This is a genomic window from Bacillus sp. KICET-3 (genome assembly GCF_033261025.1).
GTDB lineage: Bacteria > Bacillota > Bacilli > Bacillales > Bacillaceae > Bacillus > Bacillus sonorensis.
Window position 1 is genome coordinate 834288 of record NZ_CP137345.1, and the last position, 17680, is coordinate 851967.

15 protein-coding genes, 1 tRNA gene and 3 pseudogenes are annotated in these 17680 nt (G+C 43.8%); 17 read left to right on the forward strand and 2 right to left on the reverse strand.

Annotated features, from left to right (window positions below):
• Positions 1-8 precede the first annotated feature (8 nt).
• From R5H20_RS04115 to R5H20_RS04150, 9 genes and pseudogenes are all read left to right on the forward strand, one after another.
• Positions 9-110 (forward strand) — tRNA-OTHER (locus tag R5H20_RS04115).
• A gap of 723 nt (positions 111-833) precedes the next feature.
• Positions 834-929: pseudogene (locus R5H20_RS23515) on the forward strand (hypothetical protein); the annotation flags it as partial.
• A 252-nt stretch (positions 930-1181) separates the two neighbouring features.
• Positions 1182-3047 (forward strand): beta-glucoside-specific PTS transporter subunit IIABC, encoded by a 1866-nt coding sequence (locus R5H20_RS04120; protein WP_006637375.1) that lies wholly within the window; start codon positions 1182-1184, stop codon positions 3045-3047.
• Between the two features lie 5 nt (positions 3048-3052).
• Entirely contained in the window at positions 3053-4519 is a 1467-nt protein-coding gene (locus R5H20_RS04125) for a glycoside hydrolase family 1 protein (RefSeq protein WP_006637376.1), read from the forward strand.
• 29 nt (positions 4520-4548) lie between these two features.
• Positions 4549-5397, forward strand: a complete 849-nt coding sequence (locus R5H20_RS04130) for a PRD domain-containing protein (protein WP_006637377.1) — start codon at positions 4549-4551, stop codon at positions 5395-5397.
• A 131-nt stretch (positions 5398-5528) separates the two neighbouring features.
• Positions 5529-5582: pseudogene (locus tag R5H20_RS04135) on the forward strand (hypothetical protein); the annotation flags it as partial.
• A 167-nt stretch (positions 5583-5749) separates the two neighbouring features.
• Positions 5750-8062 carry an AAA domain-containing protein gene (locus R5H20_RS04140; RefSeq protein WP_224254461.1) on the forward strand — a complete coding sequence of 771 codons (2313 nt, stop codon included), beginning with the start codon at positions 5750-5752 and terminating at the stop codon, positions 8060-8062.
• A complete protein-coding gene (locus R5H20_RS04145; RefSeq protein ID WP_254726457.1) occupies positions 8034-8624 on the forward strand; it encodes a DEAD/DEAH box helicase in 591 nt (196 codons plus the stop codon). The genes R5H20_RS04140 and R5H20_RS04145 overlap by 29 nt, the downstream gene beginning before the upstream one ends.
• 20 nt (positions 8625-8644) lie before the next feature.
• The gene (locus tag R5H20_RS04150; RefSeq protein WP_006637379.1) at positions 8645-8899 is read left to right on the forward strand and encodes a hypothetical protein; all 255 of its coding nucleotides are present in this window, start codon (positions 8645-8647) and stop codon (positions 8897-8899) included.
• Positions 8900-8916: 17 nt separating this feature from the next.
• On the opposite strand, the gene R5H20_RS04155 is transcribed toward R5H20_RS04150, so the two are convergent.
• Positions 8917-9792, reverse strand: a complete 876-nt coding sequence (locus R5H20_RS04155; protein WP_006637380.1) for a DMT family transporter — start codon at positions 9790-9792, stop codon at positions 8917-8919.
• Between the two features lie 132 nt (positions 9793-9924).
• Between R5H20_RS04155 and R5H20_RS04160 the strand changes: the two are divergent.
• The 5 genes and pseudogenes from R5H20_RS04160 to R5H20_RS04175 form a co-directional block, all read left to right on the forward strand.
• Positions 9925-10593 (forward strand): annotated as a pseudogene (locus tag R5H20_RS04160) (PLP-dependent aminotransferase family protein); the annotation flags it as partial.
• Positions 10576-10830 carry a DMT family transporter gene (locus R5H20_RS23520; RefSeq protein ID WP_326073827.1) on the forward strand — a complete coding sequence of 85 codons (255 nt, stop codon included), beginning with the start codon at positions 10576-10578 and terminating at the stop codon, positions 10828-10830. The pseudogene R5H20_RS04160 and the gene R5H20_RS23520, both read left to right, overlap by 18 nt.
• A gap of 109 nt (positions 10831-10939) precedes the next feature.
• Entirely contained in the window at positions 10940-11659 is a 720-nt protein-coding gene (locus R5H20_RS04165) for a YebC/PmpR family DNA-binding transcriptional regulator (RefSeq protein ID WP_006637382.1), read from the forward strand.
• 130 nt (positions 11660-11789) lie between these two features.
• Positions 11790-11999: a helix-turn-helix transcriptional regulator gene (locus R5H20_RS04170; RefSeq protein WP_006637383.1), complete on the forward strand. Its 210-nt coding sequence runs from the start codon at positions 11790-11792 to the stop codon at positions 11997-11999.
• Positions 11983-12306, forward strand: coding sequence for a DUF2178 domain-containing protein (locus R5H20_RS04175; RefSeq protein WP_224254463.1), 324 nt, complete (start codon positions 11983-11985; stop codon positions 12304-12306). Before R5H20_RS04170 ends, R5H20_RS04175 begins: the two co-directional genes overlap by 17 nt.
• A gap of 39 nt (positions 12307-12345) precedes the next feature.
• On the opposite strand, the gene R5H20_RS04180 is transcribed toward R5H20_RS04175, so the two are convergent.
• Positions 12346-13299 (reverse strand): AEC family transporter, encoded by a 954-nt coding sequence (locus tag R5H20_RS04180; RefSeq protein ID WP_006637385.1) that lies wholly within the window; start codon positions 13297-13299, stop codon positions 12346-12348.
• Positions 13300-13551: 252 nt separating this feature from the next.
• On the opposite strand from R5H20_RS04180, the gene R5H20_RS04185 reads away from it, so the two are divergent.
• The 3 genes from R5H20_RS04185 (at position 13552) to R5H20_RS04195 (ending at position 17611) form a co-directional block, all read left to right on the forward strand.
• A complete protein-coding gene (locus R5H20_RS04185) occupies positions 13552-14994 on the forward strand; it encodes a DASS family sodium-coupled anion symporter (RefSeq protein WP_006637386.1) in 1443 nt (480 codons plus the stop codon).
• A gap of 27 nt (positions 14995-15021) precedes the next feature.
• Positions 15022-16641 (forward strand): NAD-dependent malic enzyme, encoded by a 1620-nt coding sequence (maeA, locus tag R5H20_RS04190; protein WP_006637387.1) that lies wholly within the window; start codon positions 15022-15024, stop codon positions 16639-16641.
• An 82-nt stretch (positions 16642-16723) separates the two neighbouring features.
• Positions 16724-17611, forward strand: coding sequence for a LysR family transcriptional regulator (locus R5H20_RS04195; RefSeq protein WP_006637388.1), 888 nt, complete (start codon positions 16724-16726; stop codon positions 17609-17611).
• The last annotated feature ends 69 nt before the right edge of the window (positions 17612-17680 follow it).

Sequence of the window (17680 nt, forward strand, 5' to 3'; positions counted from 1 at the left end):
TTAATATCGTCCCATTAGCTCAAATGGTAGAGCGCCCTGTTCATGAAAGTATAAAAAATTTGTACTTTGATGAGCAGGGAAGGATTGCGGTTCGAATCCGTAATGGGACTTAAAAACTTCTTCCTGTAGTAAAATTTGGATTTGAGAAGAACTTTTTTGTTTAGTATTCCTATGAAAGACTTTTTCATGTTACGCAAAATATTTCACTTACTGCATAATGTGTGTGAATGTAGCTGTAATTAAGATCATTAGAAAAATAAAAGAATAGAATTTGTTCATGTTCGATTCAAGAGTCTTTTCGTAAATGAAAAGGCTTTTTTCAATTTACTAAATAACAGGCGGATTACAAATTAAGATATGCAATTAAAAACAGCCCCTCACTCACTTCAAAATCTCCTAGTTTATCAACAAACAGGAGGAGGCCTACTTGAAATCGACTAACCTCTGTTCAGTACAAATAAGACAGATTACAACGGTGAGGAGGGGGAAAGTAAGGACAGAAGATGGATGATGTGCATCAACTTTCTTTGAGTTGTACAAGTTGGGATTAAATCGAATTATTGACAAAAATCTCTCACTAATTGACAAAATACCCTTACAAAAATTTACACTTGCGATAAGATCATTTTAATAATAGATAACATCTTAAAGGGAAAGAGGGGGTTCGGCATAAACAAGGTTGCTTCAGAAGTGGTTGTGGGGGTGTTGAACGAATTCCATTTGGCAATTAAAAAGCATAAATATTGAACAGGCAAAGTCAATGTTTTTCGAGATGGAAGAGAATTAGAATGTGCTCGTCTACTTCTCGCTGCTTGAGGAGTGTCGGATGATGCATTGTTGCGACGATTATTGAGATAAAGCCGAAGCGTGCAGTTTATGTGTCCTGTAACCCTGGAACTTTGGCGCGCGATTTGCGGGTGCTTGAGGATGTTCATGATCGCTATTAGGAATAAATTGTAGGCCATTCGACCAGGAAATTTCTTCTTTTAAAAAAACAAAATAAATGTTGACGCTTTCATAAAACCGATATATACTTTAATCAAATCCAATATTGATAAATTAGACATGTGACTGGTCATGCAGGCAGGATCTAAAACCGATAAATTTTTTAATTTGTCGGTTTAGGTCCTTTTTTTATTGCCTAAATATAGGTCTCATGTTTCAGAAAAGGGGGAGAAACAGTGAATTACACACAAACAGCAAGAGACGTATTGCAGCATGTAGGCGGCAAAGAGAATATTGCCCACTTGGAGCATTGTTCAACACGACTCCGTTTTACACTGATTGATCAAAACAAGGCGGATGTACCGGCACTTGAGAAAACACCAGGTGTCATCGCTGTCCGTATGTCGGGCCAATGCCAGGTTGTGATTGGAAACGATGTCATTGAAGTCTATGAGAAATTGACCGGCCTTCTGGGCGGGGCACCTTCTGGACAAAATGGGTCTTCCAATCAGCCGAAGGAAAAGCGAAAAGCGGGGACTGTACTATTAGACTTCATTGTCGGCGTTTTTCAACCGCTTGTTCCAGCCATTGCGGGCGGAGGGATTTTAAAATCGTTTCTCCTCCTATTATCGCTATTCGGATTCATTGATGCCAAAGGGCAAACGTATCAAATATTAAATATGGTTGGCGATGCGCCGCTTTACTTCCTGCCACTGCTGGTAGCCGTGACGACAGCCAATAAACTAAAAGTGAATCCGCTTGTTGCATTATCGGCAGTCGGCGCTCTTATTCTGCCAAACATGACGGCGATGCTGACAGAAGGCGCTCAATTGTTTTCATTCGATGTGAAAAATATTGCGTATGCCTATCAGGTGTTTCCGGCGATTTTATCTGTCCTGCTGTATGCACAGATGGAAAAATGGTTTACTCGTATTTCGCCAAAACCCATTCGTATTTTCTTCGTACCGATGATGTCATTGGTGATTACAGTTCCGATCACTCTCCTGCTGCTGGGGCCAATCGGTTTTACAGCAGGGCAAGGCTTCACAGCACTTATCCTTGCTATGTTTGACAAAGTGGGCTGGGTTGCAGTTGCGATCCTGGCAGCAGTCCTTCCATTTATGGTCGCATCGGGGATGCACAAAGCGATGGTGCCATACGCTGTCACAACAATGGGCAATCTCGGAAAAGAAGCGCTTTACTTGCCTGCGTCGCTGGCACACAATCTCGCTGAAAGCGGGGCGTGTTTCGCAATTGCCCTTCGTACAAAAGATAAAGTGCTTCGTTCAACTGCCATTTCTGCAGGGATTTCCGCATTCTTTGGGATTACCGAACCGGCATTGTACGGGGTGACGTTACAAAATAAACGTGTGCTTAGCAGTGTCATGATCGGTTCTTTCACCGGCGGCATCTTCGTTGGACTTGTCGGGCTTCAAGCGTTTGTTCTTGTTGGACCTGGTCTTGCAAGTATGTCGATGTTCATATCTGACGAGCTTCCGCGCAACTTCATGTTTGCAGTTATCGGTTTTGCCATCTCGTTTGTTATTGCGTTTGCTGCTGCCTTTATTTTCGGAAAAGATCGAAAGACAGAAGAAACGGAAAAAGAAGCAGAGCGAGGTGCTTTCGCTGAAAAACTTGGCGCAGATGAGACGTTCAAAAGTCCAGTCATCGGTCAAATGATTTCACTATCTGATGTAGAAGATGACATATTTTCTTCAAAGGTAATGGGAGAAGGAATTGCCATTATTCCTTCAAAGGGTGAGCTATATGCACCGGTAGATGGCGAGATTTCGCTTCTCTTTGAAACAGACCATGCGCTCGGCATGAAAACAGCAAACGGAGTTGAGGTTCTTTTCCACATTGGAATCGACACCGTTCAGCTAGAGGGCAAGTTCTTTAAACCATTGGTAAAAGTGGGGGATAAAGTCAAAGCGGGTGATCTGCTCATTCAATTTGAACTGGAGAAAATTAAAGAAGCAGGTTATGATCCAGTTACACTAGCAGTTATTACGAATACGGATCAATATGATATAAAAGTCACGCAATTAAAAGAGGTCAATCGTCAAGATACATTGATGGTTGTTACAAAATTAGGAGGGTAATCATGATGACAAAAACAAAAGGATTTCCAAAAGATTTTTTATGGGGCGGTGCGATTGCCGCAAACCAGGCAGAAGGAGCCTGGAATGTTGATGGAAAAGGACCGTCTGTTGCTGATATTGCCATGTACCGTTCGAATTTGAGTGTAGAAGATTATGAAGGACACCTTGCTGTTTCTTCTGAAAACATTGATCGTGCAATGAAAGACCCGGACGTAAAAAAATATCCGAAGCGCAGAGGGATTGACTTTTATCATCACTATAAAGAAGATGTGGCTCTCTTTGCAGAAATGGGTTTTAAAACATTGCGTATATCGATTGCATGGAGCCGAATTTTCCCGACAGGAGAAGAAGCAGAGCCTAACGAGAAAGGTCTTCAGTTTTATGATCGTCTGTTTCAAGAAATGAAAAAACATAACATTGAACCGATCGTGACTCTGTCACATTATGAAATGCCATTAGCACTTAGTCTGAAATACAACGGATGGGTTGAAAGAAAAGTGATCGACCTCTTTGTGAAGTTCGCCAATGTGTGTTTTGAACGGTATAAAGATGTTGTGAAATATTGGCTTACCTTTAATGAAATAGACAGTATACACCGCCATTCTTTCATTACAGCGGGAATTATTCCTGACCGCTGTCCGGAGGGGAAAATAGAGGAAACCGTTTATCAGGCATTGCATCATCAATTTGTGGCATCCGCTCTTGTGACAGCAGATTGCCATCGCATCATTCCGGACAGTCAGGTGGGATGTATGCTAACGAAACTCACGACATACCCGCACACTTGCCATCCGAATGATGTTGAACGCGCACTGAAGCAAAACCTCGATAACTATTTCTATGCAGATGTTCAAGTGTTTGGCGAATATCCGCCATTGATCAAACGCATGCTGGAACGAAAAAATATCAATATTAAGATGGAAGCGGATGATCTTGCCATTTTGAAAGAACATACGGTAGACTTCATTTCATTTAGCTACTATATGTCCCTGACAGAATCTGCACAGGAAGGGCTGGAAAAAACAGATGGCAATACGATTCGCGGTGTGAAAAATCCGTATCTGCCGTCAACAGATTGGGGTTGGCAAATCGATCCGGTCGGTTTAAAAATTTCGCTCATTGAATTGTATGATCGCTATCAAAAACCTCTCATTATTGTGGAGAACGGCATGGGTGCGAAAGATGTCGTCGAAAGCGATGGATCGATCCATGATGACTATCGTATTAGCTATTTCAGAGAGCATTTCCGTCAGATGAAAGAAGCCATTGAAGAAGGTGTTGATCTCTTTGGATATACCAGCTGGGGACCCATTGACATTATTAGTGCGGGAACATCTCAAATGTCCAAAAGATATGGATTTATCCATGTTGATCAAGATGACGATGGCAACGGGACATTGAAGCGCTCACGTAAAGATTCATTCTACTGGTATAAGAAAGTGATTGAGACAAATGGAGAAGTATTAGACTAAAAAACCGCATTCATGAAAAGGTGATGGCGATGTTTAAAATAAAAAAGGTTTTAAACTCGAGTGTGGTACTGGCTGAAGATCAGAACCGTCAGGAGATGGTTTTATGCGGCAGGGGCATCGGTTACGGGCAAAAGCCCGGGAATATGATTGAAGAAAAACAGGCTGATCAAGTGTTTATGCCAGTAGACAATATGAAGGCAAAGGAATTTCTCCAACTGTTGGATTCAATACCGCAAGAATTTATAGAATTGACACAGCAAATTGTTCATTATGCGGAAGAAAAACTAAAAACAAAGCTGAATTCCGGTGTATACTTTACATTAATGGATCACTTGAATTTTGCAGTAGAGCGTTATAAAAAGAACATCAATATTACGAATCGCGTCTACTGGGAAATTAAAAACTACTATACGGCAGAGTTTGAGGCAGGGAATTATGCGCTGCAGCTCATCAATGAAACACTGGGGATCCAATTGCCGAAAGAGGAAGCGGCAAATATTGCGTTCCACTTAATCAATGCGTTAGGTGAAGAGACAGAATCAAAAGACGGAATGAAATATGCAAAAATGATCGGGAGTATTGTCAATCTTGTCCGTTATACATTAAACATGAAATGGGATCAAGAAAATATTCATTACAGCCGATTTATCACACACGTTAAATTTTTCGTTGAAAGATTTTACGCTGATAAATTGCTGGCAGATCAGGAGAATGAATTGTTTGAGCAAATTGCTAATTTATACCCGCAAGCAATGGATGTAGCTTTCAAAATTAAGGATTATATCAAGCAGGTACACGGAATCGTCATTCCGAATGATGAACTAACATACTTGGCGGTCCATATTCATCGATTGATTTCTTATCAGCAATTAAAATAAATGATAATTGAACCACTTGCCTTTGTGGAAGGCGAGTGGTTTCTTGTTTTTGAAAAGAAGGAGCGTTTCCCAAATGAAGATAAAGGAGATTACAAGCTGCAGTCTTAGGCGGAGCTGCTTTATCCCAAAGCCACAATATGGCGTCAGGGAATGTTCAAGCAGCGGAATTGCCTGCAGGGGGGTAATATCGGTTTGTAGGCTTCTTTTTTTGCCGGAAATTCAAACCGGCTCAAACTGCTTTTTCCCATTATCAATATTTATCCCGATATTCATTTAGGATATAATTGTTATTAATTATTATCATTACCAATACGATGTAGTATTACTTCTTCATACATCAGGAGGAAAAGCGATGTCACCCCAAACTGTAACCAAGTATTTTCGCGATAGCGTGGCTGCGAAACTAAAAATAAACTTTAAAAACAGTCGTTTTATGATTTCAGATTTAGACAGCATCATTCAAGGAAGGGTCGACAGTAAGCACTACGCCGCCCTCTCAGATCGCAAAAATGTTTCAGGAAAACTGGATGTTATCATTGTGGCAAAGACGATAAAAACGAATTTTGACGGGCAGCAGAAGGTTGATACGAATATTGAAGACATGAGCGGCATTCTTTATATTCCGGCGGTTTTGACTGTTAATGGTGTATTGTTGCCCTCAGAAGGCAAATATCCGTGGATTCCGAGAGAGCATCTTCATCCGATCCTTGACAAGGAGCTTGCAATCGGCTATGTCAATGATTTTGATGAATTTATGAGCAACAATTATCAAAGGCTGGAAAACAATCTTACTTGGAAAAGCTATTTTGATTTTGCGAAAGATCTGTATGAGACCGTTACTGAAAGTAACATCAGCTCAAATACAATTAACGATATTGAATTGGAGAATAATGTTTACATTATTAAGGACGATTCCGTCAACGCAACTAGAAATATATTAAAGTTATATGATCACCTCTTATCCAGCCAGCCGGACAATCTGCGGCTTTATCAAAATTTTCTCAACCAGGAGTTCACCACTTTATCGCCCCTTACTCCAAACCGGATGTCAGAGATGCAGAAGCATGTAGGGCAAATGGGCGGGGAATATCCTTTATCACCTTCGCAAAGGGAGTGTCTGAACCATTTCAATCACATGGAAGAGGGAGAGATTCTGGCTGTCAACGGTCCTCCGGGTACAGGGAAAACGACGTTATTGCAATCGCTTGTTGCCAATCTCTATGTCAAAAGAGCATTGAAAAAAGAAAAACCTCCTGTCATTGTCGCTTCATCAACAAACAATCAGGCGGTCACCAATATTATCGAATCATTCGGAAAGATCAAACCAAAGTGGAAAAACAGCAATCTTGAACAGCGTTGGGTCGAAGGAGCAGACAGTTTTGCTGTTTATTTTCCGTCCGGCAGCAAGGAGAAAGAGGCTAAAGAAAAAGGGTTTCAATATACGAATCCTCGGGGAGAGAACTTTTTTGAGGAAGTTGAAGGCAAGGAAAATATCGAGCGATCCGCCGAAAAGTTGCTCAAAGAATGCAATCGTTATTTTGGCATAAACCACACTGACATTAAGCAATGCGAGCAGACGATTTCAAATCGATTAGCAGCGATTGAGGAGATCAGACAAAAGATTTTGTTCCTATTCTCTGAATATGATCAAATGGCTCCAAAGGGAGTATCCATGGATACATATCTTAGGCAATTAACGGCTGAAAAAAGCGAGTGGGAAAACACATTTCAAGCAATTCAACAAAGAATAAAAGCGTGGCAGACGCACTTTTCAAACCTGCCATTTTTCGTTCGCTTGTTCAAGTTTTTTCCGTTCTTTAAGAATAAATTAGTCAGTCATGTCCGGTATTTTATCCAGCCTGATGAAGGTTTCATTGATGAGTCGATGAATCTTGATGAAATTATTTCTCTATACAGCAAGAAAGCAAAAAAGGCGAGAGAAAAAATAAAGCAGGTTGAAGCGACATATCAACAAATCAGCGAATTAACCAAAAAGTATAAGAAATTAATAGAAGAACTCATATCCCTAAACATTCTTGAAGAATATCCTGGTTCATTTGCTTCTTTAGATCAAGTTAACGAATTTTTAGATACAACGATCAAATACGCTTCCTTTTGGCTGGCCGTTCATTACTATGAGTGCAGATGGCTTTCGGAGAAAAGGCTGTCGGAAAAACAAAAGGGCAGAAATTTCGAAAACGTGTTAAATCAGTTTTATACAAATTTAAGTATGTTGGCCCCTTGTTTTGTGATGACCTTTTATCAGCTGCCGAAAATGCTTTTGTCTTATGATAACGGGAAAGAGCATTTTCTCTACAATTATATTGATTTGCTAATCGTAGATGAGGCAGGGCAGGTGACCCCTGAGATTGCGGCATGCTCATTTTCGCTTGCCAAGCGGGCTGTCGTTGTCGGAGATGTCTATCAGATTGAACCTGTGTGGAATATCAACGAAACATTGGATATGTCATTAGCGCTTTCTAATGATGTCATCACATCGGTTGGCCGATTTGAGAAGCTTCGCGAACTTGGATTGAATACGTCGGAGTCAAGTGTGATGAGGGTGGCGTGCAAAAGCTGCAAATACGAAAAACATCAGCAGCGCGGTTTATTTTTAAGCGAGCACAGGCGCTGCTATGATGACATTATCGATTTATTGCAATAAGCTTGTCTACAAAGGAAAACTTGAGCCAATGAGAGGGAGGGCGGGTGAAGATGATGAGTTTCCGTTGGCTCAATTATCGATTCCCCCACTTGGCCATATACAAGTTGATTCGCAACAGTCGAGCAAAAAAGCGGGCAGCCGATATAATGAAATAGAAGCAAGGGCTATCGCCGCATGGATTAACGAGCACTTCTATAAAATTCGAAATGCTTATCATAAAGACAATCCGGAAAGTGTAATCGGGATCATCACCCCTTTTAAAATGCAAGTTCGCGCCATTAAACGAGCATTGTCGCCGGATATAAAACCGTTTATCGACGTCGGAACGGTACATACGTTTCAAGGCGGAGAAAGAAGGGTCATTATCATGTCGACAGTATACGGCAAAAGTGACGGCTGCTTTTTCATAGACGCGAATAAAAGTCTTTTAAACGTTGCCGTCTCCCGGGCGAAGGACAGCTTTCTTGTTATGGGGGATATGAATTGTTTATCAGACAGCGCGAATAAACCGAGCGGATTGTTGAAGAAGATGCTTTTAGAAAATGATGTCGTTTATTCTTAATGAACGTAAGGAGCGCAGCCATGTATCTCTTTCAATTACACCATCAAGATCTAAAAGAAATCCGGGAAAAACCATTTAGGAAAGAAAAAGACATACCGGACCTATGTGAGAAGAATTTAAAACAATTATTAGGCATCAGGTTGATTGCGTCTGAGTTTCGAGTGGCCGGCTTTCGGATCGATACGCTGGCATTTGATGACCAGACGCAATCGTTTGTCATTATTGAATATAAAAACAAGAAGCACTCAAGCGTGATTGACCAGGGCTATGCCTAGCTTGATTGGCTTCAGTGCTATTGGTATTTTCCCATTTTGCAGTATGCAAACAATACACCGGCTATCGTCATCACCCCTCCAAGCAACGAAAAAAAAGCGGGAACTTCACCGACCCATACCCACGCGATGATAAGCGTTAAAGCAGGTGTTACATACAACGAAACCGTCGCCTCCGCAGCACCGACCCGCGACGTAATATAGGCAAGGGCAAAATACGGCACCACAGTCGGCAACAATCCTAAATACAGGACACTGGCTGTAGAATGAAGCGGCGCATTGATCAGCTCTTCGCCTAATCCAGGCAGAAACGCGAGCATCGGAATGGTTCCTCCCCAAATTGTATAGATGACAAACGGAATGAAGCCGTATTTTTGGATATAGCGCGTTTGCAGGACGAAATAGACGCTTTCAGAAAAAGCGGCCAGCAAGATCAGTAAAATTCCCGCGGCTGATTGTTTGAAATTCCCTGTACCGAGCGAGATCAAGCCGATGCCCAAAAAGCTGAAGCAAGACCCGGCCCATTTTACAGATCCGAACTTTTCGCGGAAAAACAGACCGGACAATGCGGCGGAAAATAGAGGCGTTGTCGCAACGAGCAGGCTCGCAATCCCGGCGCTCACCGTTTGTTCGCCGATGTTGAGCAGCATGTGATAAGCGGAAAATCCTAAAAATCCGAGCAATAAGATCATCGGAACATCCTTTATCTCCGGGAGGCGAATGCGGGTGAATACGGCGATGAGCAAAAGCGCCAAAGAGCCTATAAGCAGGCGAAGCAATGCGAGATGCTCCGGGGTATAATGCGTAAGACCTGCGCGGATTCCGGGAAACGCGGAGGCCCATAAACCGATCATGATGCAGTATGACAAGGTGAGCTGAATCGTTTGTTTTTGCATGTATCCTCAAACTCCTTTTTAAAAACCAACCAGTTGATTTGTGTGGTATCCATCTTAATAAACGTTTGGTAAAATGGCTTCAACCAGTTTGAAAAAAATAAAGCCAACCACTTTGCGTCAGGGAGATCGATCATGAAACGTCCAAAATACAAACAGATTATTGAGTATATAAAAGAGAAAATCGGAAATGGCGAATGGCCGATCGGAAGCAAGATACCGAGCCAGCGCACACTTGCGCGGCAATTCAATGTGAACAGAAGCACGGTGATCACGGCTTTGGAGGAGCTTGCGGCAGACGGGCTGATTGAAGGCAGAATGGGGAAAGGGACGGTCGTCGTCAGCAATACGTGGACGCTGTTGGCCAACCGTTCGTCGCCTGATTGGGGGAAGTATGTCGCCGCCGGGTTTCAGCAGCCGAGCCGGAAGACGGTTCAGGAAATCAACCAGTCGGAATCAAATCCGGCTTTGGTCCAGCTTAGCAAAGGCGAGCTTTCCAAAGACATGTTTCCATTGTCTGTGATGAAGGAGATGATGGGGAAGGTGGCTCACCGTCTGGAGGCTTTCGGTTATGAGGAGCCAAAGGGCTATCTTCCTTTACGAGAGGCGCTCAGCCGTTATTTGCGAACGATCGGGATTCAAGCGTCCCCGGCTTCGATTCTCATCGTTTCCGGTGCGCTTCAGGCTTTGCAGCTCATCTCCATGGGGATTTTGCAAAGCGGATCGACCGTGTTTTTGGATCGCCCGTCCTACCTTTATTCTTTGCACGTCTTCCAATCGACGGGCATGAAGCTTTCGGGGCTACAAAATCGACCTGCCCCGCGGAGCCGCTCCGATCATTTGCGGCAAAAGCCCGGCTTCATCCATCCCGGGATTTCCGGGATTTTCACGTCGGTATTGCCCGTTTCCGCCGTCGTCTTATCCGGCCTCGTCCTGAAGGAGCAATTTACCGTGATTCATCTGATCGGAATCATGCTTGTGATCGCCGGGATTTTTGTCACCGTGATTATGAAAGAAGACAGCCAAAATCTCGCATCCTAGCAGATTTCCAAAAAAATGTCGCAAATTCGATGCATCAATTTGATGAAATCGCACAGCCCTGCGGTATAATAGATTTTGTGAATGAAAGACGAAAGAGAGTGGTTACATCATGGGCCGTAAATGGAACAATATAAAAGAAAAGAAAGCGTCGAAGGATGCGAATACGAGCCGGATATATGCCAAATTCGGACGTGAAATATATGTGGCGGCAAAGCAGGGCGAGCCGGATCCCGAATCAAATCAGGCGCTGAAGTTCGTGCTTGAGCGGGCGAAAACGTACAATGTCCCGAAAGCGATTATTGAGCGGGCGATCGAAAAGGCAAAGGGCGGTTCTGAAGAGAACTATGACGAGCTGCGCTATGAAGGATTCGGGCCGAACGGCGCGATGGTGATCGTTGATGCGCTGACGAACAATGTCAACCGGACTGCGGCTGATGTTCGTTCCACATTTGGAAAAAACGGCGGAAATATGGGTGTGAGCGGATCTGTCGCATACATGTTTGATCCGACGGCTGTCATCGGCTTTGAAGGCAAAACGGCGGATGAAACGCTTGAATTGTTAATGGAAGCCGATCTCGATGTCCGCGATATTATCGAAGAAGACGACGCTGTAATCGTCTACGCCGAGCCTGATCAATTCCATGCCGTGCAAGAGGCGCTGCAAAACGCCGGAATCACCGAGTTTACCGTCGCAGAGCTGATGATGCTTGCGCAAAACGAAGTGACGCTTCCGGAGGATGCCCAAGCTCAATTTGAAAAACTGATCGATGCCCTGGAAGATTTGGAAGATGTTCAGCAAGTCTACCATAACGTCGATTTAGACGCGTAATAAAACAGCAGTCCAATTTAAAGGATAGATGAGCAGGAGGAACACCTGCTTGATCTATCCTTTTTTGCATTTTGTGTTGTAAAGTAAACTTGACGTATGGTCAACTTTACATTTTTCATCTGGAGGTCATATGAAGACGTTAATAAAGGAAAAGCGCACTTCGTTCAACATGACGCAGGAAGAACTGGCAAAAAAGCTAAACGTGTCCAGGCAAACAGTCATTTCGCTTGAAAAGGGAAAGTATAAGCCTTCACTTGTTTTGGCGCATAAACTGGCACAAATTTTTGAGTGTTTGATTGAAGATTTATTCATTTTTGAGGGGGATGAAAACATTGACTGAACATATGCTTAACATGTTGGTTGCTCTGTCTGGTATAGGGATTGGGGTGGCAGGTATGATCATTGCTTATTTTATTAACAAACGTATTAATCAAAAAATGAGGCTGTTCAATGAGCGTCATCAAAAAATTCGTTATCAGGCAAAAACGCTTTCTTGGAACATCACAATGGTTGGAATCTTAATAGTCTGGGTATTAGCCATCCTTTACAAAGGAATCTCTTTTTCATTCTTTTTAATAACGGGTTTATATATTCTGCATTGTGTATCCATGCTTATTTCCACCGTTTACTTTGCCGGCAGGAATTAAAAAATAAGGAAGAAGGTCAGCCTTCTTCCTTATTGATGTTTATACAAACTGCAAAAGCTGCATCAATATCGGTACGACGAACATGAAGAGGATCGTGCTTGTCGCAACGGTATTGGTCGCAAAGTCGACATCCCCGCCTGCTTCTGCGGCAAGCATCGGGGTGACGGTCGGCGTCGCTGTAGCCGATTGTACGATCAATGTTTGCTTCAGCAGTGAAGAAAGCGGGATCGGCAAGAGCAGCAAAAACAGCACGAGCGGCGAGATGACAAAGCGCCCCAATAAAACGCCGATCGTATCCTTGTCAAAACGGATGCTTTTCAGGCCGGATTCATTTAAGACGATTCCGATAAAAATCAATGACAGCGGTGTGACCAGGTTCCCGACATATGTCAGTGCTGAGCTGGCGAACTCGGGAACCGGTATTTCAAACCAGAGGAAAACGATCGAAATGATAAAGCCGAGAAGCGGAGGCGGCAACAGCTTGGACAATAATTGTTTGAACGCAATCTTTTGGGTTCCGTGGTCTCCGCCGATGCTGTCTTTGGCGATTAAAAAGGCGCCTAATGACCAGAGTGAAACGGTATTTATAATATAGTAGACAAGAAAATATGGAAGACTTTTTTCACCGAACAAGGCGATGTTCAGCGGCAATCCGATAAAAATGGCGTTCGCATTGACAAATGAAGCCCTGAATGTGCCGATTCTGCCTTGTCTGGTGCGCAGCATTTTAGAAAATAAAAAGGCAATGATATAGGAAATGATGACTCCGCATAGCGGCCAGATCAAGCTGCCGGATAAGTCGATCAGCTTTTCTTTTGTAAAAAATTTCAATACCGATACGAAAATGGAGCAGGGCAACGCTATTTTTGTGATCAGGTTTGAAATGCTCCCCTTAAATCCTTCCACAAACCAGCCTTTCTCATTTAAAACAAATCCTAAAGAAATCAATAGCAAAATAATAATGACGCTTGAAATCGATGTCCAAATGTTCATATGCATTCCTTCTTTTCTTTATTTATTGAAATGAAATATTCCCTACGTTAAATCATAATGCGGCCGGGAGAAGACTCTCAAATAGCGTTTATTTATAGGCCGATAAGAAAGATTTATCAGTATGCCATACAGCCTTGCGGGACGGGCTGCATTAGTTTTATTTATTATCGTATAAAAATTTTATAGGGGTTTTTGGCCGGGCGGCGTGACTACAATATCAGCGTACCCAAAATGAATAAGGAGTTGATACTTGTGGCTGAGGGAAGCGATCCTGAAAGAAAGGCCCGGCAGCTGGCGTTTAAACCTATTCCCTTTCTGATTTCCATCATGATCGGAACGGCGTTTTGGTTTATCCACTATCCGTCAGGCATTTCTCCTCAGGGCGGTCATGTGCTGGCCTTGTTTTTGGCAACGATTGTCGGCTGCATTTTAAATGCGGCTCCGCTTGGACTTTATGCATTTATTGATGTCATCATTTTGACCGTGACGCATACAGTCAGCGCTGAAGTTGCCTTTTCAGGCTACAGCGACAGCACGATTTGGTTAATCGTCGCTGCATATTGCGCGGCGATCGGATTTACAAAAACAGGACTCGGATTAAGAATTGCCTATCTGTTTGTCAAGTTGTTCGGTAAACGGACGCTGACGCTTGGATATGCGCTGGTGTTATGCGAGCTGGTGATGTCGCCCGCCATTCCGAGCAATACGGCGCGGGGAGCGGGGATCATTTTTCCGATTATCCAGCAGCTCGCGAAATCATACGGATCTGATCCGAAGCTTGGTACATCGCGGAAAATTGGCTCATTTCTGATTTTCTTAGGATTCCATACGAATTTGCTGACATCGGCCGTGTTTTTAACGGCGATTTCGACGAGTCCGATTGCGGTGTCTTTGGCAGAGCAAGCAGGCATCCATATTTCCTGGGGGCTGTGGGCTTTGGCGGCTCTCTTGCCTGCGGCAGTTTCGTTAATCGTGATCCCGCTGGTTATCTATGTTCTATATAAACCGGAAATCACGGAAATGCCTGATGCACCGGTAATGGCCCAAAAAGAATTGGAGAAGATGGGGCCTGTGAAACGTTCGGAAATCTATATGCTGCTCTCTTTTCTTGTGATGATTTTATTGTGGATATTCGGGAATGCGCTCGGCGTCTCGACGACGGTTGCAGCCTTTATCGGCGTGACGATGCTCGTCTTCTTCGGCGTCATCAAATGGTCTGACATCCCCGAACAAAAAAGCGCCTGGAATCTGCTTGTCTGGCTCGGGCCGCTATTAATGATGGGCGCCCAGCTGAACCGCTTCGGCGTGATTAAATGGTTCAGCCAGACGGTCGGTGCTGAAGTCCACGGTTTGTCATGGGGCGTGGCATTCGTTGTATTGGGGTTTGTTTACTACTATAGCCATTATTTCTTTACAAGCCTGATCATTCATGTCAATGCCTTCTATGCGCCGTTTTTGGCGATTTTGGTCGGCATGGGGGCTCCGCCTGTTGCCTCGGCGTTGTATTTGGCTTTTTTGACGGCGCTTTGCGCACAGCCGACGAACTACGGAACGCTGGCCGGACCGCTCTATTTCAGTTCTGAGTATGTTTCAACAAAAGCGTGGTTTGGATTGGGCTTTGCCGTCTCTCTCTTGACGTTTGCGATTTGGACGGGCCTTGGTTTGCTTTGGTGGAATATCATCGGAATCATGTAAAAAAATTGATAAAGCGAGGTTTTTCATATGTCAAATGTGAGCATTTTAGCTAACCCATTATTAAATAAAGGAACCGGATTTAAGCAGGAAGAACGGGACGAAATGGGACTGAACGGTTTAATTCCGCCGGTCGTTCAATCGATTGAAGAACAGGAGCGGCAAGTCTACAGCCAATATCAAAGCAAGTCATCACGGCTTGAACAACGAATCTTTTTAATGGATATTTACAAAACAAACCGCACCCTGTTTTACTATACGATGGAAAAACACCTTGTCGAATTTATGCCTGTCGTCTATGATCCCGTCGTAGCAGATGCCATTGAGGAATACAGTGACCGCTTTGTTTCTCCAGATGCCGTCTATCTTTCGATCCATGATCAAGAACATATCAAAGACGCTCTTGAAAGCTTTGCCGATGGCCGGGATATCCGCCTGATCGTCGTCACGGACAGCGAAGGGATTTTAGGAATGGGCGACTGCGGCATCAACGGCGTTGAGATTGCGACAGGAAAATTAGCCGTTTATACAGCTGCGGCAGGCGTCGATCCAAGCAAGGTTTTGCCCGTTGTCCTTGATGTCGGAACAAACAACAAAGAACTGCTGGACAATCCAAATTACCTGGGAAATAAACACGAACGGATAAGAGGCGGGGCTTACGATCAATTTATCGACAAATTTGTGAAAGAAGTCACAAACTTATTTCCGAAAGCATTGCTTCATTGGGAAGATTTCGGCCGCTCCAATGCCGCCAAGATTCTCGAAAAATATCAATCAACCATCTGTACGATCAATGACGATATTCAAGGAACGGGAATTGTCATTTTGGCGGCGCTGTTAGGGTCTATGAAAGTGTCAAAGCTCCCGATGAATCAGCAAAAAGTGCTGATTTTCGGAGCGGGTACAGCGGGCATCGGAATCGCCAATCAAATTTTGGAAGAGATGCTGCGGACGAATGACATCACGCATGAAGAAGCGAAAAAGCGGTTTTATTTAGTGGATCAACAGGGGCTTCTGACAGATGATTTGCCAGATTTGACGGACGGACAAAAGAAATTCGCGCGCCCTCAAGCTGAATTAAATCGCAAAACACTTAAAGATTTGAAAGACATTATCGCATTTGTGAAGCCGACCGTTTTGATCGGAACGTCAACAACGCCGAACGCCTTTACCGAAGAGGCCATAAAGGAAATGGCGAAGCATGTCGAGCGTCCGGCCATCTTCCCGATTTCAAATCCGACAAAACTGATTGAGGCAAAAGCGGCTGACGTCATCAAATGGACGGACGGCAAAGCGCTGGTGTGCACCGGCATTCCGTCTGATGATGTCGAATACAATGGCGTCACATATCAAATCGGCCAAGGCAACAACGCACTGATGTATCCTGGACTGGGCCTCGGAATCATCGTGGCCGAAGCGAAGATCGTCACGCAAAACATGCTTTCGGCTGCCGCCCGGGCAGTAGGCGAATTGGTCGATCCTAAAGTGGAAGGCGCTTCTATTCTTCCTCCTGTTGCGGATTTGCAAAACGTATCAAAAGTCGTCGCGGAAGCGGTTGTTGCTCAAGCGATAAAAGACGGCATCAATCAAAGAGACATCGCCGATGTGAAAGAAGAAGTCAGCCGTTCCATCTGGAAACCGCGATATTAACAAAACTGTCACTTGTAAGCATTCCGGTAAGGAGGCTATCATTTGTAAATGATAGCCTTTTAATAAAGGAGACACCTTTGAGATGAACTTAAAAGATTTAGAGTATTTTCAGACGCTTTGCTATACGAGAAGTTTTACAAAGACCGCAGAAGCCCTCTATGTGTCACAGCCCTCTGTGACGTTTGCGATTCACCGCCTCGAAGATGAACTCGGCGTTAAACTGTTCGAGATCAATAAATCGCACCGTTCCGTTGAACTGACGATTGCCGGTCAGTACTTGCAGAAAAAAGCCGAACATATTTTAACAGAAGTCGAAAATACCGTCAGGGAAATAAGAGAGTTTAATCATCCGACGATTCGCCTTGGTCTGCCGCCGATCATCGGAGGCTATTATGCCGCCGGTATAATGAAGCAGATTGATGATCAAGGGCTTTTGCCGTTTATCAATTTGGTTGAAGACGGTTCAGAGCTGCTCATGAAAAAAATCGAAGACAATAAGCTTGATTTGGCGATCATCGGCTCGTCCTCGCCTATCCAAAACAGCAAGATCATCAGCATCCCCATCACGCGCTCAGAGCTTGTGATCTGCACCTCCGCACAGCATAGGTTCAGCGGGCGCGAGTCCATCAACTTTCAAGAATTAGAACATGAAAAGATGCTGGTTCTCGGCCAATCATTTGTACACCGCACAGCCTTTCAATATTTTTCAAAAAAATATCGTATCAAGCCGAAAGTCGTCTATCAAACGGATAAAATCCAGACGCTTAAAGCTTTGATTGCCGTCGACTGCGGGATCAGCCTGTTGAGCAGAATGGTCGTGTCAGATGCGGAGGAGATTGCGGAAATCCCTCTTGACGAAGAGGTCATTCCATACTTTCACGTGTCGATTTGCTTTAACAAAAACCATACGCTAAGCGAAGAAGAAAAATCAATTATCGAACTGTTCAAAGCTCATGAAAATAAAGCTTGACGATCATATCAGGATTTTGCCGAACTCAAGGTAAAATCTTTTTTTATATCAAAAGACCTACAATATTGA